Origin of the sequence: Rhodococcus sp. C3V (assembly GCF_029269915.1) — a bacterium.
Lineage (GTDB): Bacteria > Actinomycetota > Actinomycetes > Mycobacteriales > Mycobacteriaceae > Rhodococcus_F > Rhodococcus_F qingshengii.
Genome location: NZ_JARJBE010000009.1, coordinates 195,550 through 214,238 on the forward strand (window position 1 = coordinate 195,550; position 18,689 = coordinate 214,238).

Consider the following 18,689-nt stretch of genomic DNA (forward strand, 5'->3'; position numbering starts at 1 on the left):
CAGACCCTAGCCTTCAGTTCGATGCCGGGAAAGCGGCCGTTCGTGAGCACAATGAGCACAAATCAATTTGCTTTCCCAATGGTGACCCCAGTCACAAAGTGCGTCAGTATGAAACCTGTTCACACATCGGTACCGGCAGACAAGGACGAAGCCATGAGCACATCGAAGCGGCTGAGCAGGCATATCGCCCTGCTCGGTGCCTGCGCGATGACTCTCGTGCTCTTGACCGGATGCACTCCGGTCGAGTCCTTCGTCGCCGGTGGCCGAGCGGGTGAGAGTTCCGAAGAACTGCGCGTGCTGGTGCCCTCGGTGGCCGGTGGTGGTTACGACCTGACCGCCCGGACCATGGTGCAAGCACTGGCCGACGAAGGGACCGTCGACGCCGACGTCGTTGTGCTGCCCGGATCGGGCGGCATCGTCGGACTCAACCGGTTGGCTCTCGAAAGCGGGAATCCCGACCTACTCATGGTCATGGGGCTCGGAGTTCTCGGTTCGCTCGAGATACTGCCGTCCGAGCACACACTTGCCGACGTTACACCGATTGCGAGACTCGTCGAAGAACCGGAAGCGCTACTGGTTCCAGCAGATTCACCGTACAAAACTCTCGCCGATCTGACGCAGGCCTGGGTGGCGGATCCGTCGTCGATCTCGATCGGCGGTGGTTCGAGTGAAGGTGGACCGGACGGGTTGTTCCGCCTTCTGTTCGCACGGGCGGTCGGCGTCGATCCGTCGCGCTCCCCGTACCGCATCTACGACGGCGGCGGCGAACTGCTTCCCGCACTGCTCACGAGGCAGGTCGACGTAGCCGCCACCGGTATCGGTGAGTACCTCGATCAGATTGCGGCAGGCACGGTTCGGGTCCTTGCGGTCAGCTCGCCGGCCCGTACCCCGGCGGTGGATGCGCCCACGATGGCGGAGTCTGGCGTCGACGTCACGTTCACCAATTGGCGCGGCCTCATGGCGCCGCCGGGCCTGACGGACGATCAGCGTCAGCACTTGCAGAATTTGGTGCGGGATCTGGCGGCAAGTCCGCGCTGGAACGAGCTGTCTCGCCGAAACGGTTGGAACAGTGCAGTTCTCACCGAACCCGAGTTCTCCGCATTCCTCACCGATCAATCCCGGTTCGTCGACGCAACACTCGATCCGCCCGGCATCAACTGAGCACTACCGAAGTTTCGTTTCACCTCCACGAAGGTCACCGGCTCGATTTGCCGTGCCGTTTTTCTCGGCAATTCAGCACTAAAGGAGTTCATCATGCTCGTCACACTCGGCTTCCTCATGGTTGCGGTGTTCATGTTCCTGATTCTCACCAAACGCGCGACCCCGGTGGTGGGACTGACTCTGGTTCCGGTGGCCTTCGGACTACTTGCCGGGGCGGGCCTCGGAATCGGCGACATGATCACCGACGGCATCAAGTCGCTCGCACCCACCGCGGCGCTGTTGTTCTTCGCGATCATCTTCTTCGGAATCATGATCGACGTCGGCCTCTTCGATCCGCTGGTCAAGCTCATCTTGCGGATGGTGCGAGACGATCCGATGAGGCTCGTGGTCGGAACCGCAGTGCTCGCGATGGTGGTCTCGCTGGACGGAGACGGTTCGACGACCTTCATCATCGTGACCTCGGCGCTGCTTCCGCTCTACCTCAAACTCGGTGTCAGTCCCGTCGTTCTGACGGTGATCGCCGGCCTGTCCAACGCGACCATGAACATCATTCCGTGGGGCGGCCCGACCGTCCGGGCCGCGAGCGCGCTGGGACTCTCACCCTCCGACGTGTTCGTGCCGATGGTGCCGTCGTTGATCGTCGGCCTGATCATGGTGCTCGGATTCGCGATTCACCTCGGGATCATGGAGCGCCGCAGGATCGGGACTTTGGTCCTGACTTCTGAGCGCATCCTCGAAAAGGTCGGAAACGGTGGAAGTTCCAGCACCGGTAGCGCCGGCACCGGCGGCTCGAACGACTCCGAGGACGACGGCGGCGACACCGGACGATTCATCGACGGCCTCGACCCCAAGCGAGACACCTTGCGGCCGAAATTGCTCTGGTTCAACGCTGCGCTGACGACGATCCTTCTCGTCGTACTCGTGATGGACATCCTGCCCATCCCGGTGCTGTTCATGATCGCGTCGTCGATCGCCCTCGCGGTGAACTTCCCGGCGGTCAAGGATCAGGGTGAAGCAATCGCACGCCATTCGTCGAGCATCGTCTCGGTGGTCGCGATGGTGCTGGCAGCAGCGGTGCTGACCGGCGTTTTCCAGGGAACCGGCATGGTCGAGGCGATGGCAGAGTGGCTGCTGCAGGTCATCCCCGACGCGATGGGCCCGCACCTCGCCGTCATCACGGGCGTCCTGAGTATCCCGCTCACGTTCTTCATGACCAACGACGCGTTCTACTTCGGTGTGCTGCCGGTGCTGTCCGAGACTGCAGCGCAGTACGGCATCGAGCCGGTGGAGATGGCGCGCGCCTCGATCACCGGGCAGGCCGTGCACATGCAGAGCCCGCTGGTCCCGGCGATCCTGCTACTGGTCACACTCGCCGGTGTTTCTCTGGCGGATCACCACAAGAAGGTTCTGTGGCGAGCGGGCCTGATCTCGATCACGATGCTCGTGGTCGGCGTCGGATTGGGGCAGATCCCCTTCTGAGCGCGATCAGTTGTGGAAGGGGCACCGGCCTTGGTCGGTGCCCTTCTTCTTTTTTGTCACGAAATTGGGCCGGATGTCGAGATCGGGCTCGTCGTACAGGCGGTGGAACGTCGGCGTGAGCGAGCTGGACATGGGCGGGTTCACCCATGACCAGTCGGTCGGGCACTTGCGCCCGGCCTTGTCCTCACGCGCGATGTGATCGATGAATTGCTTTGCGACAGTGTGATGGTCGACCATGATGACGCCGGCCTTGCGGTAGCTGTGGATAACTGCACGGTTCAGTTCGACCAGTGCGCGGTCCTTCCAGAGCGTGCGGTCGTGGCTCATGTCGAGCTCCATCATCGCTCCGATGGTGGGCAACATGTTGTAGCGATCGGTGTCGCTGAAGTTGCGTGCGCCTACCTCGGTGCTGACGTACCAACCGCTGAACGGCGTGCAGGGATAAACGATTCCGCCGATGTCGAGGTTCATGTCCGAGACCGCAGGGACGGCATGCCATTTAAGCCCCAGATCAGCGAACCAGCTGTATTCGGGGTGCTCGATCTCGACCTCGAGAACCAGGTCGGTCGGGACGTCGAAGTACTGCAGGGGTTCGTCGGGAACCGAAATCAGTACGGGGAGAACGTCGAACGGCGTACCGGCGCCCTTCCACCCCATCGCGGTGACCTGAGCAGTCAGATCGACGTGCCACGGGTCGCCCAGAATGGTGCCGTCAGGCTGCCGGTAGCCGGCGTAGCGGATCAGTTGCGGGCTGAGGATTCGGTACTCCTGACCGTCCTCGCGGGGGAGTGGCCCGACCGTCACGACCGACTGCAGAGCGCCGCCGTTGGTCGACAGTCGCAGGTGCTCCCAGCATGCTTCGGCGAGAGCGGAAGCCGTGACGGCATCGCGCGCGTCGATGAGTTTGAGGGTCCGCCAATGCGCGCGACCGACGCACCTGGCGTGGTTTCGCCACGCGAGTTTGGCGCCGACGAGCAATTCCTCCGCTGTGTGCGTGTAGGTGCCGGTCCGATGGAGTTCACGCAAGGCCTCACGCCGCCGAGACGTCGGGAGGTGGCCCAGTTCCGGAGAGTCGAAAAATTCGACGCACTCGAGTTCCCGACGTTGAAGCTCGGTCAGCGTCGGGGTAGTGGAGGCGATCTGGGACGTAAGCCCGCTATCGGTGGGCAATTCGTCCTGTCGAACAAAATCCACGGCACGACTCCTGTTTGGCTGGTTGAGATTTCGCTGAACGTTAGCTCGGCGATCGAGAGTGTCGAAGCTCTTGTTTATCTTGCACGCAAGAATAAGAAAGGGACGGTCACACCGCGAAATGGGGTCGCATTGTGACACTTGTCCAGAATGATTTACGAGTCAGACATTTGTGACATAAGCTGCAGACGAAATTCCGCGGCGGGTCTTGCCGCGTCTAGTCGGGACGAGGATGAGCGTGGATTCGCAAGCAATCTCTCTGGTCCGGTCGAGCTTCAAATCCGTCGCTGCGGTAGAAGATGGTCCGGAACGGCTCGCCCGTACCTTCTATTCGATCCTGTTCGCTCGATCGCCCGAAACCCGGGAGTTCTTTCCGGCAGCGATGGATGTGCAGCGTGACCGGCTTGTCAGCGCTATCGCTCACGTCGTCGAACGCCTCGACGAGTCCGACGCGATACTCGAGTACCTCGCACAGCTCGGCCGCGATCACCGTAAGTACGGCGTCACCGACGAGCACTACACGGCAGTCGGCAATGCCTTGATCGAAGCACTCGAGACCTTCGGTGGCGCCGAAATGTGGACCGACGAGGTCGACAGCGCGTGGCGTAACGCGCTCGCGATCATCTCGGCGGCGATGATGGATGCCGCCAACGCGGAAGACGGTCCGCCCGCGTGGAGTGCCACGGTCATCGAATGCCGCCCGGTCATCAAGGGCGTCGCCGTCGTGCGGCTGCAACTCGACCAGACGATGGAGTACCGCGCCGGTCAGTACGTCAGCGTGCAGGTCGCCGCGAGGCCACGGATGTGGCGCTACCTCTCTCCGGCCACGCCGTACGACGGGACCGGAATCCTCGAGTTCCACATCCGCCAGGTCACCGGCGGGTGGGTCAGCCCGGTCATGGTGAACCAGACCGCTGTCGGTGACACCTGGGTGGTCGGTTCGCCCATCGGCGCCTTGGGGATTCCGGAGAACTCCAAGGACCTTTTGATGATCGCGTCGGGAACAGGTGTCGCGCCTCTTCGCGCTCAGATCCTCGAACTGATCCGACGCGGCAACACTCGCAAGGTCCAACTGTTCTACTCCGGACAGCATCCGTGCGATCTCTACGACCTTCCGCATCTGTGGAAGCTGGCCGAGAAGTACCCGTGGCTCACGATCATCCCGGTCTCCGAAGAAGACGAGAATCCGTGGTGGCACACCGAAGCGGAGCCACTGCCGCCGATCGGCATGAAGCGGCGCATCGTCGGCAAGGTCGGTAAGGTCGTGACCTCGTTCGGGGACTGGGCGGGCTACGACATTCAGGTCGTCGGCAGCGAATCCATGGTCAACAGCACCAAATTCAGGCTTCGCGCAGTGGGCATCGACGTCGATACCGTTCGCAACGACCCGACGTACTGACCGTCAGTACGGATCGAACTGAATGACCTCGGCCGGCGTTCCGGCCTCGATCAATCGATCACGCGTCGACCGAACCATGGCCGCCGATCCGCACACCAGGACCTGATGTTCGGTGAACGCACCGTACGACGCGACGACGTCGGCGAGCGTGCCTTCGATGAGATGATCGTCGCCGAATCCGATGTCGACGTTCAACCGGTCGAACCATCCGTCGGGCGGGCCGCCGTCGGAGAGATCTTCGACGACAGGAATGGGCTGCAACCACGGAAACTGGTCGGCGAGCAGCCACAGCATGTCCGCAGCGTAGAGATCACGAAGCGTTCGGCCACCGAAGAAGAGGTACACCTGCGGCGGGTTCGGGGTCTGAGCCAGATCGAGAATGATCGACCGGAGTGGGGCCAAACCGGTTCCGCCCGCGACCATGATGACGGTGGGGCCGTTCTCGTCGACGGACAGGTTGCCGCGCGGGTCGAGGATCTGCCAGACGTCACCAGGCTGGGTGTCCTTGACTATCGAACCGCTGACCCAACCACCGGGAACCGTCTTGACGTGAAACTCCAACTTCCCGTCGTGTGAGGGAGGCAGTGCGGGGGAGAGTCGACGGAGCAACCGCGAATTCTGCGGGACGCTGACGTCGACGTACTGGCCCGGTCGGAACGGGACGACGTCGCCGACAAGACGAACAACCGCCAGATCCTCACGGAGACGGTGATGTTCGACGACTGTGCTCGACCAGGTTCGCTGGGCCATGAAAGTTCTCCTGTAGTCAGTAGAGCGGGTCGTGCCGGATCTGGTCGAGCGGAGTTCCGCCGGCACGCAAGGCGTAGACGGTTGTCTTGATCATCGACGGTGACCCCGAGATCTGCACCTGGCGGTCGGCCCACGAACCGAACTGCGCGACCACTTTTCCGATCGGTCCGATCAGCCGGCTGTGCATTCCGAACGGTGGTTCGAGCACCGGTCCGTTGTGCCACCAAGGGTTTTCGGGTTCTTCGGAAACCGGTACGACGGTCAACCACGGGTTGCTGAGCGAGATGTGCCAGAGGGTTTCGAGGTCGTACAGATCGCAGGGATAGCGGCCGCCGACGAACAGGTGCACGCGCGGGTTGTGCGCGCGTTGAGACATTTCCATCACCTGTGCCCGCAGTGGAGCGATACCGGTGCCGGACCCGATCATGAGAACGTCACGGTCGCTGGTGAAGTCGACCTCGAGACCGCCGAGGGGAGTGGACATGACCCAGCGGTCACCGACGTTGGTCTCGCTGACGATCGCGGGGCTGACCCATCCTCCCGACACCTTGCGGATGTGGAACTCGAGCTGACCGAAAGGGTTGGTCGGAATCGCCGGTGAGTAATACCGCCACATTTTCGGGCGCTGGGGAATCTGAACACCTACGTATTGCCCCGCTCCGTACGGAATGGGTGGGTCGGCTTCGAGGCGCACAATCGCCAGATCGTCGAGGACTCGTTCGTGGCTGACCACGGTTGCGCCCCAGAGCGCCGGGGTCGTATCGGATTCGGCGCCGTCGGCCATCGTGCTGACGACGAGGTCGGTGAACTGAGACCAGGCCTCGTCCAGCTCCGGCGTCCACTTGTAGCGGCTGTGCGCGCTCGTGCCGTACATCGACCGAACCGCACGCTTCAGAGCGACGCCGGCGGCCTCGTAGTGCTCACGCTCGACGCCGTAGCGACGGTGGTCGCGGCCGAGTTGGGTGAGGAACTTTCGGATTCGGCGATGCTGGGGCAGATTCTTCACGACGAACTCGATGGCTCTGAAGAAACGGTGGCCCTGCGATTCCATCCCGGCGGGGAACAATGAGCGGTACAGAGGATGTTCCGCAAAGAGGCCGGTGTAGAACACTGCCGAGAAGTGCGCACGGCTCTCTTCGTCGTCGGTCAGAGAATCGAGGCTGGATTGCAGACGGGCGATCACTGTCGGATCCAATCCATCCCCCTTTCGCACCAGCTGCAACTCTCGCCACAATTCTAGTACGGCTGAAAATGTGACCTACGAAACCAACTCGGCCTGGCGAAAACAAACTTGAGCGGAATAGACTCAAGTTTGTCCGCGTTGAGCATATTGACACAGTCGCAATACCAACCGGTCGCGGCTCTTCCCGTTCGACTTCGCCAGAAAGGTGACAAGTGGACTCGTTCACACCAACAACCAAGACCCAGGCTGCGATGACGGCTGCACTGCAGTCGGCGTCGTCGGCGGGTAACCCCGATATCCGGCCTGCCCATCTGCTGGTCGCATTGCTCGACCAGACCGACGGCATCGCTGCCCCACTACTCAAAGCTGTAGGCGTCGACCCCACGGTCGTACACCGTGAAGCACAGGCAATCGTCGATCGCCTACCCAAGACAACCGGCGCAAGCTCCACCCCGCAACTCGGGCGTGAGGCACTCGCGGCACTCACTGCTGCTCAGCACCTCGCCACCGAGATGGACGACGAATACGTCTCCACCGAGCACGTCCTCTACGGACTGGCCGGCGGCGACTCCGACGTCGCACAGTTGCTCGTACGGCACGGCGCCACCCAGGACGCATTGCGTGAAGCCTTCACCACCGTCCGCGGTAGCGCTCGCGTCACCAGCCCGGAGCCCGAAGGCACCTACCAAGCGCTGGAAAAGTACTCCACCGACCTCACCGAAGCCGCACGAAGCGGCAAGCTCGACCCGGTGATCGGTCGCGACACCGAGATTCGCCGTGTCGTGCAGGTGCTCTCGCGTCGTACCAAGAACAACCCGGTACTCATCGGTGAGCCCGGCGTCGGCAAGACCGCGATCGTGGAGGGCCTTGCCCAACGCATCGTCGCGGGTGACGTCCCGGAATCGCTGCGAGGCAAGACCGTCGTGTCCCTGGATCTCGGGTCCATGGTCGCCGGTGCCAAGTTCCGCGGTGAATTCGAAGAACGCCTCAAGGCTGTCCTCGACGACATCAAGAACAGTGCCGGACAGGTCATCACCTTCATCGACGAGTTGCACACCATCGTCGGCGCCGGAGCCACCGGTGAATCCGCGATGGACGCAGGCAACATGATCAAGCCGATGCTCGCCCGCGGTGAGCTGCGACTGGTCGGTGCCACCACGCTCGAGGAGTACCGCAAGTACATCGAGAAGGACGCAGCACTCGAGCGTCGTTTCCAGCAGGTGCTCGTCGGTGAGCCCTCGGTCGAGGACACCATCGGCATCCTGCGTGGTCTCAAGGAGCGCTACGAGGTGCACCACGGCGTACGCATCACCGACTCCGCGTTGGTGGCGGCTGCCGCGCTGTCGGACCGCTACATCACGTCGCGGTTCCTGCCGGACAAGGCCATCGACCTCGTGGACGAAGCCGCATCACGTCTGCGTATGGAGATCGACTCGCGTCCCGTCGAGATCGACGAGGTGGAACGCACTGTTCGCCGACTCGAAATCGAAGAAGTGGCACTCGAGAAGGAGACAGACGACGCGTCCAAGGCTCGGCTCGAGAAGCTGCGTCAGGAACTCGCCGACGATCGCGAAAAGCTCAATCAGCTCAGCACCCGCTGGCAGAACGAAAAGCAGGCCATCGACTCGGTGCGCGTGCTGAAGGAACAGCTCGAAACCCTGCGAGGAGAGTCCGAACGCGCTGAGCGTGACGGCGATCTGGGCAAGGCAGCCGAGTTGCGCTACGGCCGTATCCCGGCGCTCGAGAAGGAACTGGAAGAGGCAGCAGCCGCTTCCGGAGCTGCCTCCGACGGTGACGTGATGCTCAAGGAAGAGGTCGGGCCCGACGACGTCGCAGACGTGGTCGCAGCCTGGACCGGAATCCCCGCCGGCCGGATGATGGAAGGCGAAACCGAGAAGCTACTCCGCATGGAGTCCGAACTCGGCAAGCGCGTCGTCGGCCAGACCGACGCCGTCGTCGCCGTCTCGGATGCGGTTCGCCGCGCCCGAGCAGGTGTCGCCGACCCCAATCGGCCCACCGGTTCCTTCCTGTTCCTCGGCCCGACCGGCGTCGGTAAGACGGAGCTCGCCAAAGCCTTGGCGGACTTCCTCTTCGACGACGAGCGCGCGATGATCCGCATCGACATGAGCGAATACGGTGAGAAGCACTCGGTGGCCCGACTCGTCGGTGCCCCTCCGGGATACGTCGGTTACGAAGCCGGCGGCCAGCTCACCGAAGCAGTTCGGCGACGCCCGTACTCCGTGGTCCTCTTCGACGAGGTCGAGAAGGCACACCCGGACGTGTTCGACGTCCTGCTTGCAGTGCTCGACGAAGGCCGACTGACCGACGGTCAAGGCCGCACGGTGGACTTCCGCAACACCATCTTGATCCTGACCTCCAACCTGGGATCCGGTGGCACGCGGGAGCAGGTCATGGATGCGGTACGCCACGCGTTCAAGCCGGAGTTCATCAACCGCCTCGACGACGTGGTCATCTTCGACTCGCTCTCCGAGGAGCAGTTGGAGCACATCGTGGACATCCAGCTCGAGCAGTTGCAGAAGCGTCTGGCTGCGCGTCGTCTCACCCTCGAGGTGAACGGTGCGGCTCGGATGTGGCTCGCAGTGCGCGGCTACGACCCGCTGTACGGCGCTCGGCCATTGCGTCGACTCGTTCAGCAGTCGATCGGCGACCAGCTCGCCAAGCTGCTCCTGGCCGGCAAGGTCCAGGACGGCGACACCGTGCACGTCGGTGTCAGCGAGGACGCGGATCAGTTGGTTCTCTCCTGATTCGGTAAGCGGAATGCCCCGTCGATCCACTTGGATCGGCGGGGCATTCGCATTTTGTTCTACCCTGGATGGCTGGATGCTCGAACCGAGGACGAGTGCACCCGCGCCTCTCCGAACGACTCCGACGCTCTTTCGTCCCAACCGAAGGTGAGCCAGGCATGACCGATGAGAACGATCCGCGTAACTCGGGTGGGCCGCGCCGTGAGGATCCCGAGGCCACCGAGGTGTGGGGGCGTCCGCCCGACCAGCCGACGGAGCAGTACGGGACGGTGTCCGGCCAGAATCCGAACCAGCCGACGGAGTATTTCGGTCAGCAGCCGGGGGCACAGCAGTATCCCTACGGGGGCCCGGATCAGAACACGGAGTATTTGGGGCAGCAGGGTCAGCAGCCGAATCCCACTCAGGCGTTCCCTGCCTACAACCCGCAGTTCGATCCGCAGGCGCCGCCGCCTGGTGCGACGCAGGCCTATCCGCCGTACACCGCTCAGCAGTACGGGAACCCGGATCAGTACGGGAACACGCAGCAGTACGGAAATACACAGCAGTATCCAGTTGCCGGTGGTGGCGGTGGAGTTCCGCCGGAACAGCCGTTCATCGACGATGGATCGTCGGGCGGCGGTAAGAAGCGCAAGCTCGCGACGTGGGTGGCCGCCGGTGTGGTCGGGATCCTGGTCGCCGTGATCGCGATCATCGCGTTCTCGGCGTTCGGCTCGAACGACAAGGGCACCCAGACCGCTTTCGTTCCCCCGACCACCACGACGCAGGCGCCCACCACGACACCGCCGAAGGCCAGCACCACGGCGCCGACTCCGACGACGGATTCTCCGCTCAGCCAGCTTCCAGGCGGGCTCGGCGAAGTCATCGGTGACGCCGGGGGAGCCGTCGGCACCGTGAAGTCGAACGACGGCGGCACGTTGGTCATCGATTCGATCGGGGGTTCGCAGGTGACGATTCTGACCACCGCGGACACCACGCTCATCGCGCTCAACCGCGCCACCATCGCCGATCTGCAACCGGGAGACAACATCGTCGTGGACGGAACGCCGGTGGAGAACGGCACGATGACCGCCAACACGATTCTGAGTACGTCGCTGCCGAAGTTCGGCAACTGAGTCGTTCACGACACATCGGGCGAGTCCACCAGGGTGTCGCGGGAGGTTGAGGCCGCGAGTCGCTACCCTGGAGGGTGATGACTGGAATGTGGTTCGGACTGGCAGCAATTGCACTCGCAGGCGCGGGTGCGCTTCTGTACGTCGACAGGACGAGGCGAGATCAATCCGGGCGAGTGCGTCAGATCTGGGCCAAGGCGCAGGGTTACACGTACACGGCCACTGACGATCAGCTGGCAGGCGAATGGCACCGCGCGGTCATGGCCAAGCAGGACTACCTCACTGCTACCGACGTCGTCCGCGGCCGCCGTCGCGGAGAACAGTTCGTGCTGTTCGACCTGGAAGAGACCGCAACCATCGTGGCCGTTCGCCGCGAGATCGGGTCGGACGTCGACATCGATCTTCGGTTGAAGTCGACGGCTCCGCCCAAGGACGGCGACCTGAACCTGTTGGGTGCGATCGGTTCCCGGGTGGTTTTTGCAACGGACCTCGAGATTGCTCGTCGCGTCTGTGATCAGCGCATGGTGGCGTTCACCGAATCGGTTCCGCCGTCGATCAGCATGCTGTGGAGCGAAGGGCAGTGGACGCTCGGTTCGCTTCCGGTGACCAGTAACGGCCGGGACTGGGACGCGGCAATCGAGTCGGTTGCGCGCCTGTCCGGCATTCTGCATGTCCTGCCTCCCGTCACCGATCCCAACGAACTCGAGGTCGATCACGATCCGAGCCGCCCGCGGCCGGGCGCCGAGAAGTCTCGCCCAACTCCGGATCCGGTAGAACAACCCCGTTCGCGTCAAGAGCAGCCGCCCCGTGACGCTCCGCCGCGTGAATTTGCCCCGCGTGAGTCCGCACCGCGTGAGCCCGCACCGCGGGAATCTGCGCCACGTCCGGATCAATCGCTGCGCAAGCCCGAGGCGGCTGACAAGCCGGCTCAGCGCCCGGCGTCGCAGCGCTCGGGCACAATTCGCCCGGTCGACTGACCTTTAAGGTTCCCGTCCAGGCGCGATAACCACTAGCGTGGCCGGTATGTCGACTTCCCACTCGGATCGCCCTGTGCGTCCCGTTGCCCTGGTGACCGGACCCACCTCTGGTCTCGGCGCCGGTTTCGCCAAGAAATACGCCTCCCTCGGATACGACCTGGTTCTCGTCGCACGTGACGAGGTCAGATTGCACGACCTCGCGTCCGAGTTGAAGACGATGTTCGGCACCGAGTCGGAGATTCTGGTTGCCGATCTCGCATCGGAGGCCGGACGCGACACGGTCGCGCTTCGTTTGGAGAAGGGCGTCGAGGTGTTGGTGAACAACGCCGGATTCGGTACCTCCGGCGAGTTCTGGACCGCCGATCCAGCGCTCCTTCAGTCTCAACTCGACGTCAACGTCACCGCCGTGATGCGGCTGACCCGTGCGGCGCTGCCCAGCATGATCGCGTCGGCGCACGGAACGATTGTCAACGTGGCGAGCGTCGCGGGCCTGCTGTCCGGGCGGGGTTCGACGTATTCGGCAAGCAAGGCCTATGTCATCTCGTTCACCGAAGGGCTGTCCGGCGGGTTGGCCGGGACGGGAGTGCGCGTGCAGGCGCTGTGCCCGGGCTTCATTCGCACCGAGTTCCACGAGCGCGCGGGCATCGAGATGTCCACGATCCCCAAGCCGATGTGGCTGAGCGTCGACCAGGTGGTTGCGGCGTCGATGAAGGATCTCGGTGACGACAAGGTTATCAGTATTCCGGGATTCCAGTACAAGGTCCTCACGACGGCCGGGCGTCTCGTTCCCAAGGGGCTGGTTCGCCGGCTGACCAACATCGTCGGACGAGGCCGCGGGCGCACGTAGCCCAGAGGCGGAAGCCGGACGTAGCCCAGAGGCGGAAGCCGGACGTAGCCCAGAGGCAGAAGCCGAACACAAGGTAGTGGTCGGTAGGCTGAGCACTCATGAGCGATCGTGAGGATTTGGCTGCGCTGGTGCGCGAATTGGCTGTTGTACACGGAAAGGTGACGTTGTCCTCGGGCAAGGAAGCCGATTACTACGTCGACCTTCGCCGCGCGACACTTCACCACAAGGCAGCGCCGCTGATCGGCTCGCTGCTGCGTGAACTGGTCGCGGACTGGGATTTCGACGCCGTCGGCGGTTTGACGATGGGCGCCGATCCGGTCGCTATGGCGGTGATGCACGCTCCCGGCCGACCGATCGATGCGTTTGTCGTCCGCAAGGCTGCGAAGGCCCACGGGATGCAGCGCCAGATCGAGGGCCCGGACATCGTCGGCAAGCGTGTCCTGGTTGTCGAGGACACGACCACGACGGGCAATTCGCCGTTGACAGCAGTTAAGGCCCTGCGCGAGGCAGGGGCCACCGTGGTCGGAGTCGCTACGGTCGTCGATCGCGCGACGGGTGCGGATGCGGTGATCGGTGCCGAGGGCGTCGAGTACCGCTCGCTGCTGGGCCTGGAAGATCTGAACCTGAGCTGACGCCCCGTGAGTGGTTAAGGAGTCCCTGCACTCCTCAACCACTCACAGGGGTCAGTCGCCTACGGTGACGGCGAGTGCTTCGTCGACGCTGTGCGGCGCGGGATCGTGGTCGTCGACGTGAGCGAGAACCTTACGTCCGCTCGACAGGACGAATACGGCGGCGAGGGTGAGCACCGCGCCGACCCAGAACGGCATGTGGACGTTGGATTCGCCGAGCTTGCCGGCTACCCACGGAGCAGCGGCGCCGCCGACGAATCGGACGAAGCTGTAAGCAGCCGAGGCGGTCGACCGCTCCACGGGAGCTGAGATCATGACGGTTTCGGTGATGAGTGTGTTGTTCACGCCGAGGAACAAACCGGCGAGGACGACACCGACGATCAAGACGATCTTGTTCTCGGTGAAGAGCGCCATCATGCCCAGGTCGAGTGCGAACAGGGTCAGTGCCAGCATCATCATCGGCAGGGTGCCGAAGCGTCGTTGCAGGCGAGGGGCGAGGAAAACCGACGAGATCGCCAGCATCAGGCCCCAACCGAAGAAGATGAATCCGATCGGGTACGCCCCCATGTCGAGGGGGAACGGCGTGTACGCGAGCAGCGTGAAGAATCCGTAGTTGTAGAGCAGCGCGGTGATGGCAACGGTGAGTAGCCCGCGGTGCCGCAACGCCTGGAAGGGCGCAGCGATGGACGTGTGGTGTTCGGGCTTGGGTGCGCTCGGAAGCATCACCACGATGAGAATGAAGGCGACCGCCATCAGGGCTGCGACGCCGAAGAACGGTGCGCGCCAGCTGATGTCACCGAGAACTCCGCCGACCAGCGGTCCGACTGCGATACCGATGCCCAATGCAGCCTCGTACAGGATGATCGCCCGTGCCACGCCGCCGCTGGCCGCGCCGACGATTGCCGCGAGCGCCGTTGCGATGAACAGTGCATTGCCGAGTCCCCAGCCCGCACGGAATCCGACGATCTGGCCGATGGTGCTGGAAGCGCCTGCCAGAGAAGCGAACACGATGATGATGGCAAGGCCTGCAAGAAGTGTTTTCTTGGCGCCGATGCGGCTGGACACCACACCGGTGATGAGCATGGCCACGCCGGTGACGAGCATGTAGCTGGTGAACAGCAGCGAAACCTGCGACGGTGTGGCGTCGAGTTGTTCGCCGATCGGTTTGAGGATCGGATCGACCAATCCGATACCCATGAAGGCGATGACGCTGGCAAAGGCTACCGCCCACACCGCTTTCGGTTGTTTCAGGAGGCTCGGCGGAGCCTCGTTCTGGTGCGTTGATGTCGCGGTCGTGTTGCTCACGGCCACCTCCTTTTTCAGTGGTGGGTGTTTCAGCTGGGATCGGAAGTCTTGATGATGGACCGCAATTCGGCCAATCCGTCGGCCAGTTTCTTGATCTGCTCGGGCCCGAGTTCGACGAAGTGGGGGACTAGAGCGTCGGCGATCTCGTTTCGACCGTCGTTCAAGATCTTTCGGCCCTTGTCCGTCATGGCCACTCGAACTGCCCGGGCGTCCTCGGGGTCGGCGCGGCGTTCGACGTAACCGTTCTCGCCGAGTTTGCGCAGTAGTGCAGTGGCAGAGGGCTGCGAGCTTCTGTCGAGTCGAGCGAAGTCGCTGATCCGCATTTCGCCGTATTCCTCGAGTAACGAGAGTGCGCGCAGCCAGGCGCGTGGGTACTGATCGGACGCGAAGGAGCCTGCCAGCTTCGCGAAGCGGTGCGTATTGCTCACGAGGTCGACGAGTAGTTCGTGCAGTTGCTGTTCTTCGTCTGTCACGAAAAATATTATTGCATAGGTTAACTATGTAAATCAACGAGTCCGTGGAAGGTGGTCCGTCACGGCGGTGGCTACCAGCGACGGCACATCGAGGTCGGGTGCGACGAGTGCGAGGCTTCGATTTGCCGCCAGCACTGCGATGCCGTGGGTTCCGGTCCAGATGTTCAACGCAGATGTGGTGGGATCGGAGGCGTCGGCCTCTTCGGTCAGGGATTGCAGGGCGGCGAAGAGTGGGAGAGAAGACTCTCGGAGGTTGCTGCCTGCGCCCTCGAGGAGGTCGTGGCGAAACATCAACTCGAACATCGCCGGTCGCTCCTGGGCGAATGACACGTATTCGATTGCTGCCGAGATCAATCGGCTACGAGCGGATTGTTTGCCGGCGAGGACGGGATCGAGTCTGTCGGCGAGATCGCGCAGGCCGTGTGAGGCAATTGCGGCTAGCAGGCTGTTGTGGGTCGGAAAGTATCTCCGCGGGGCGCCGTGCGACACGCCCGCCCGACGCGCTATCTCCCGTAGCGTCAGTTCTGTGGCGCCGTCGGCATCGAGAATCTCGACGCCGGTGGCGACGAGTGTTTCGCGAAGGCTGCTGACAGTCATGGAGGACAGTGTCTACTATTCTCGTCGTAGACACTGTCTACTAGACGGAAAAGGTGATGCCCTGTGCTCTATTGGCTGTTCAAATACGTCCTGATCGGCCCGGTCCTCTGGCTGTTCGGGCGGCCGACGATCGAGGGTCAGCACCACATCCCCAAGAAAGGGCCGGTGATTCTCGCCGGCAACCATCGGGCAGTCGTCGACTCGTTCTTCCTGGTTCTCATGGTGCGCCGACGCATCACCTTCGTCGCGAAGAGTGAATATTTCACCGGGACCGGTGTGAAGGGCGCGATGCAGCGCTGGTTCTTCGGTGGGGCCGGTCAGGTGCCGATCGACCGTAGCGGCGCCGACGCCTCCCGTGCGGCGTTGGACACGGCCATCGGGATTCTCGACAAGGGTGGTGTCTGGGGGATCTACCCCGAGGGAACACGATCACCCGACGGTTGCCTGTACAAGGGAAAGACCGGAGCGATTCGAGTTGCATTGGAAACCGGGGCGCCGGTCATTCCCGTCGTCGTACACGGCGGCGACGCAGTCAACCCGCCGGGTACGCGGATGTGGCGCTTCAGCAAGGTCCGGATCACGGTAGGGGAGCCGATCGACTTCTCTCGGTACCGCGAACTTCGTGGCTACCAGGCCGTCGTGCGTGCGGCGACGGACGAATTGATGGCAGTGCTCTGTGACCAGTCGGGGCAGGAATACGTCGATGTTAACGGCGCGGCCGTCAAATCCGGCGATGCCGCCTGAGTGACCCAGTACGGTCGCTGTTGGACGTGTAACCAACAGGAGGATTGTGATGGCGGGCAAGTGGGGCATCGAGCACGCAGTTTTTGCGGCGGCGACGGCAGCGACAGTGGTCGGGGCAGTAGTCGGTAACGAGCGGGTTCAGCAGATCGCGAAGCCGTTGATCGCACCCGCTCTGGCCGCCCGAGTGCTGCGCAAGCGCTCGGAGACGGAAACTGCCGATACCGCACTGCTTCTGGCCGGTCTCGCCGCTGCAACTGTCGGCGACGTGTTCATGATCGACCCGGACAACGATGCTCGTCTGATCAAGGGCGCGTCCTCGTTCGCGGTGATGCAGGCCAGTTACTCGGCGCTCCTGCTGCGGCGCGGCGCTCGGCCGACCCGCGCTGCCCTGCGGCCCCGCATCAGCGGTTGGTCGACGGCGTCCGGACTGCTCCGTGCCAAGGCCCCGAGCGTGTCGACGCCGCTCACCGGATACGGATTGATGTTGGGAACCACCTCGACGTTGTCGGCGGACCCCGCTCTGGCACCGCAGTCAAAGGCCGTGCTCGACGTAGTCGTCCCGAACAAGGATCGACGCTCCTGGCTCGGATTGGGCGGAGTGCTCTTCACCGCATCCGACGGACTGATCGTGGTGCGTCGTCTGTTCATCCGCGGGACCGCCGGCCGCGCTGCTGCCGAGGGTGTGATCCTGGCGTCGTACGCGGGAGCGCAGCTGATGCTGGTGGAAGGCATGTTGGCGCTGGGACGCAAGAAGAGCGTCTAGTCCTTCACGGGCACAGCATGATTCGGTCTCGGTTCTTCGGGTCTACCATGACGGTGACCGTGGATCCGGGAGTGATCTTATCTTTGTACTCGGGTCGGATCTCGTACTCGATCCGGCCCGAGTACGAATCGGAACCTGGAACCGTGAGGTGGAGTGCGAGCTTGGCCAATTCGCCGTCGACGGTTCGGCGCAGGGGTGTGACGGTGTCGATTCGTGCCCACCCTTCGAGGCCGTGCTTTTCGAGTTTGCGCTCGGCGCGGGTCGGGCGGTTGGCCCATGCCATTCCGAATCCGAGAACCGAGCCGAAAGCGGCGAGCAGCCCGCCGATCTGATAGGGCAGCGTGCCAGGCGGAGTGTGCTCGACCAGCCATCCGAGCCACACGGCGAGCACGATCAGATACCCCACCGCGATGAAACACACGGTGTGTACGACGCGACGGTGATTCATCAGATTTCCTCCACATCCAGGATAGCCTGACCGGATGAGCGAACCGAACGTCTTCATCACCGGTGCTGCGGCTGGAATCGGGCGGGAGACGTCGCTGTTGTTCGCGCGCAACGGATACCGCGTCGGCGCGTTCGACATCGACGACGCCGGCCTTGCCTCCTTGAAGGCCGAGATCGACGGTTTCGGCGGCAGTGTCGTGACGGGTGTCCTGGACGTCACCGATCCGGCCGGATGGGCGCAGTGTCTGGCCGATTTTGCCGGGGAGTCCGGGCGTCTGGACATCCTGATCAACAATGCGGGCGTGCTCTCGTCGGGACGGTTCGAGGATATTTCTCTTGCGGCGCATCGCCGAATGGTCGACATCAACATCACCGGCACCCTCAACGGCACGCACACGGCTTTCCCGTACCTCCGCGATACCGTCGGCGCCCAGGTGGTCAATCTGTGCTCCGCTTCGGCGATCTACGGCCAGCCCGAACTGGCGACGTACGGTGCAACCAAGTTCGCGATCCGCGGCCTGACCGAGGCGCTCGATCTGGAATGGGCACAGCACGACATCCGTGTTCTCGCGCTCTGGCCGTTGTTCGTCCAGACCGCGATGGTCACTGGAATGGACACCGGAGCCACCAGATCGTTGGGTATCAAGCTGACTGCAACCGACGTCGCGCAGGAACTGTGGGCGGCCACACGCGGCGCCGGTCGGATGCACAAGGTTCACTACCCGGTCGGAACTCAGGCGAAGCTCTTCCTCAGCGCGTCGCGGTTCTCGCCCGCGTGGCTCTCACGGCTGATGAACAAGCGCGTCACCAGCACTTAGTCGACCACACGATAGAGTGCACTGTCGGCTGTTGCTGGGCCAAGATGACGTG

18 protein-coding genes are annotated in these 18,689 nt (G+C 63.2%); 11 read left to right on the forward strand and 7 right to left on the reverse strand.

Features of this window, described 5'->3' with window-relative positions; translation table 11 throughout:
* The first annotated feature begins 108 nt into the window (after positions 1-108).
* Positions 109-1,161, forward strand: a complete 1,053-nt coding sequence (locus tag P3G66_RS22985) for a tripartite tricarboxylate transporter substrate-binding protein (RefSeq protein ID WP_193595530.1) — start codon at positions 109-111, stop codon at positions 1,159-1,161.
* A gap of 93 nt (positions 1,162-1,254) precedes the next feature.
* A complete protein-coding gene (locus P3G66_RS22990) occupies positions 1,255-2,640 on the forward strand; it encodes a citrate:proton symporter (protein ID WP_003944372.1) in 1,386 nt (461 codons plus the stop codon).
* Positions 2,641-2,646: 6 nt separating this feature from the next.
* Here the strand turns inward: P3G66_RS22990 and P3G66_RS22995 are convergent, their stop codons facing one another.
* Complete coding sequence (locus P3G66_RS22995) at positions 2,647-3,834, reverse strand: nitric oxide synthase oxygenase (RefSeq protein WP_042924169.1); 1,188 nt, start codon at positions 3,832-3,834, stop codon at positions 2,647-2,649.
* A gap of 235 nt (positions 3,835-4,069) precedes the next feature.
* Between P3G66_RS22995 and P3G66_RS23000 the strand changes: the two genes are divergently transcribed.
* Entirely contained in the window at positions 4,070-5,230 is a 1,161-nt protein-coding gene (locus P3G66_RS23000) for a globin domain-containing protein (protein ID WP_003944359.1), read from the forward strand.
* A 3-nt stretch (positions 5,231-5,233) separates the two neighbouring features.
* Here P3G66_RS23000 and P3G66_RS23005 read toward each other — a convergent pair whose 3' ends face one another.
* Entirely contained in the window at positions 5,234-5,980 is a 747-nt protein-coding gene (locus P3G66_RS23005) for an FAD-binding oxidoreductase (protein ID WP_003944435.1), read from the reverse strand.
* 16 nt (positions 5,981-5,996) lie between these two features.
* Positions 5,997-7,193, reverse strand: coding sequence for an FAD-binding oxidoreductase (locus tag P3G66_RS23010; RefSeq protein WP_070160640.1), 1,197 nt, complete (start codon positions 7,191-7,193; stop codon positions 5,997-5,999).
* 182 nt (positions 7,194-7,375) lie between these two features.
* Here P3G66_RS23010 and clpB point away from each other — a divergent pair, with 182 nt between their 5' ends.
* The 5 genes from clpB (at position 7,376) to pyrE (ending at position 13,493) form a co-directional block, all read left to right on the forward strand.
* Positions 7,376-9,928 carry an ATP-dependent chaperone ClpB gene (gene clpB, locus P3G66_RS23015; RefSeq protein ID WP_007726750.1) on the forward strand — a complete coding sequence of 851 codons (2,553 nt, stop codon included), beginning with the start codon at positions 7,376-7,378 and terminating at the stop codon, positions 9,926-9,928.
* A gap of 158 nt (positions 9,929-10,086) precedes the next feature.
* The gene (locus P3G66_RS23020) at positions 10,087-11,040 is read left to right on the forward strand and encodes a hypothetical protein (RefSeq protein WP_276117143.1); all 954 of its coding nucleotides are present in this window, start codon (positions 10,087-10,089) and stop codon (positions 11,038-11,040) included.
* A gap of 86 nt (positions 11,041-11,126) precedes the next feature.
* On the forward strand, positions 11,127-12,014 hold the full coding sequence (locus P3G66_RS23025) for a hypothetical protein (RefSeq protein ID WP_003944407.1): 888 nt from the start codon (positions 11,127-11,129) through the stop codon (positions 12,012-12,014).
* 46 nt (positions 12,015-12,060) lie between these two features.
* Positions 12,061-12,861, forward strand: coding sequence for an SDR family oxidoreductase (locus tag P3G66_RS23030; RefSeq protein ID WP_037131478.1), 801 nt, complete (start codon positions 12,061-12,063; stop codon positions 12,859-12,861).
* A 98-nt stretch (positions 12,862-12,959) separates the two neighbouring features.
* Positions 12,960-13,493 (forward strand): orotate phosphoribosyltransferase, encoded by a 534-nt coding sequence (gene pyrE, locus P3G66_RS23035; RefSeq protein ID WP_003944385.1) that lies wholly within the window; start codon positions 12,960-12,962, stop codon positions 13,491-13,493.
* A gap of 51 nt (positions 13,494-13,544) precedes the next feature.
* On the opposite strand, the gene P3G66_RS23040 is transcribed toward pyrE, so the two are convergent.
* From P3G66_RS23040 to P3G66_RS23050, 3 genes are read right to left on the reverse strand one after another with little or no spacing between them, the layout of a single operon-like run.
* Positions 13,545-14,801, reverse strand: coding sequence for an MFS transporter (locus P3G66_RS23040; protein ID WP_003944384.1), 1,257 nt, complete (start codon positions 14,799-14,801; stop codon positions 13,545-13,547).
* Between the two features lie 23 nt (positions 14,802-14,824).
* On the reverse strand, positions 14,825-15,268 hold the full coding sequence (locus P3G66_RS23045; RefSeq protein WP_003944339.1) for a MarR family transcriptional regulator: 444 nt from the start codon (positions 15,266-15,268) through the stop codon (positions 14,825-14,827).
* A 33-nt stretch (positions 15,269-15,301) separates the two neighbouring features.
* Positions 15,302-15,865, reverse strand: coding sequence for a TetR/AcrR family transcriptional regulator (locus P3G66_RS23050; RefSeq protein WP_007726755.1), 564 nt, complete (start codon positions 15,863-15,865; stop codon positions 15,302-15,304).
* Between the two features lie 63 nt (positions 15,866-15,928).
* On the opposite strand from P3G66_RS23050, the gene P3G66_RS23055 reads away from it, so the two are divergent.
* Together P3G66_RS23055 and P3G66_RS23060 are read left to right on the forward strand one after the other, a co-directional pair.
* Positions 15,929-16,609: a lysophospholipid acyltransferase family protein gene (locus P3G66_RS23055; RefSeq protein WP_276117144.1), complete on the forward strand. Its 681-nt coding sequence runs from the start codon at positions 15,929-15,931 to the stop codon at positions 16,607-16,609.
* A gap of 49 nt (positions 16,610-16,658) precedes the next feature.
* Positions 16,659-17,372 carry a lysoplasmalogenase gene (locus P3G66_RS23060; RefSeq protein WP_007726757.1) on the forward strand — a complete coding sequence of 238 codons (714 nt, stop codon included), beginning with the start codon at positions 16,659-16,661 and terminating at the stop codon, positions 17,370-17,372.
* Between the two features lie 4 nt (positions 17,373-17,376).
* Here P3G66_RS23060 and P3G66_RS23065 read toward each other — a convergent pair whose 3' ends face one another.
* Complete coding sequence (locus P3G66_RS23065) at positions 17,377-17,820, reverse strand: hypothetical protein (RefSeq protein ID WP_007726759.1); 444 nt, start codon at positions 17,818-17,820, stop codon at positions 17,377-17,379.
* 34 nt (positions 17,821-17,854) lie between these two features.
* On the opposite strand from P3G66_RS23065, the gene P3G66_RS23070 reads away from it, so the two are divergent.
* Complete coding sequence (locus P3G66_RS23070; RefSeq protein ID WP_003944309.1) at positions 17,855-18,637, forward strand: SDR family oxidoreductase; 783 nt, start codon at positions 17,855-17,857, stop codon at positions 18,635-18,637.
* Positions 18,638-18,689 lie beyond the last annotated feature (52 nt).

Bases quoted from the DNA above. Each gene is read 5' to 3' on its own strand.
- P3G66_RS23050 (WP_007726755.1), bottom strand. From the start codon at position 15,865: ATGACTGTCAGCAGCCTTCGCGAAACACTCGTCGCCACCGGCGTCGAG.
- pyrE (WP_003944385.1), top strand. From the start codon at position 12,960: ATGAGCGATCGTGAGGATTTGGCTGCGCTGGTGCGCGAATTGGCTGTT.
- P3G66_RS22985 (WP_193595530.1), top strand. From the start codon at position 109: ATGAAACCTGTTCACACATCGGTACCGGCAGACAAGGACGAAGCCATG.
- P3G66_RS23070 (WP_003944309.1), top strand. From the start codon at position 17,855: ATGAGCGAACCGAACGTCTTCATCACCGGTGCTGCGGCTGGAATCGGG.
- P3G66_RS23030 (WP_037131478.1), top strand. From the start codon at position 12,061: ATGTCGACTTCCCACTCGGATCGCCCTGTGCGTCCCGTTGCCCTGGTG.
- P3G66_RS23005 (WP_003944435.1), bottom strand. From the start codon at position 5,980: ATGGCCCAGCGAACCTGGTCGAGCACAGTCGTCGAACATCACCGTCTC.
- P3G66_RS23025 (WP_003944407.1), top strand. From the start codon at position 11,127: ATGTGGTTCGGACTGGCAGCAATTGCACTCGCAGGCGCGGGTGCGCTT.
- P3G66_RS23020 (WP_276117143.1), top strand. From the start codon at position 10,087: ATGACCGATGAGAACGATCCGCGTAACTCGGGTGGGCCGCGCCGTGAG.
- P3G66_RS23060 (WP_007726757.1), top strand. From the start codon at position 16,659: ATGGCGGGCAAGTGGGGCATCGAGCACGCAGTTTTTGCGGCGGCGACG.
- P3G66_RS22990 (WP_003944372.1), top strand. From the start codon at position 1,255: ATGCTCGTCACACTCGGCTTCCTCATGGTTGCGGTGTTCATGTTCCTG.
- P3G66_RS23065 (WP_007726759.1), bottom strand. From the start codon at position 17,820: ATGAATCACCGTCGCGTCGTACACACCGTGTGTTTCATCGCGGTGGGG.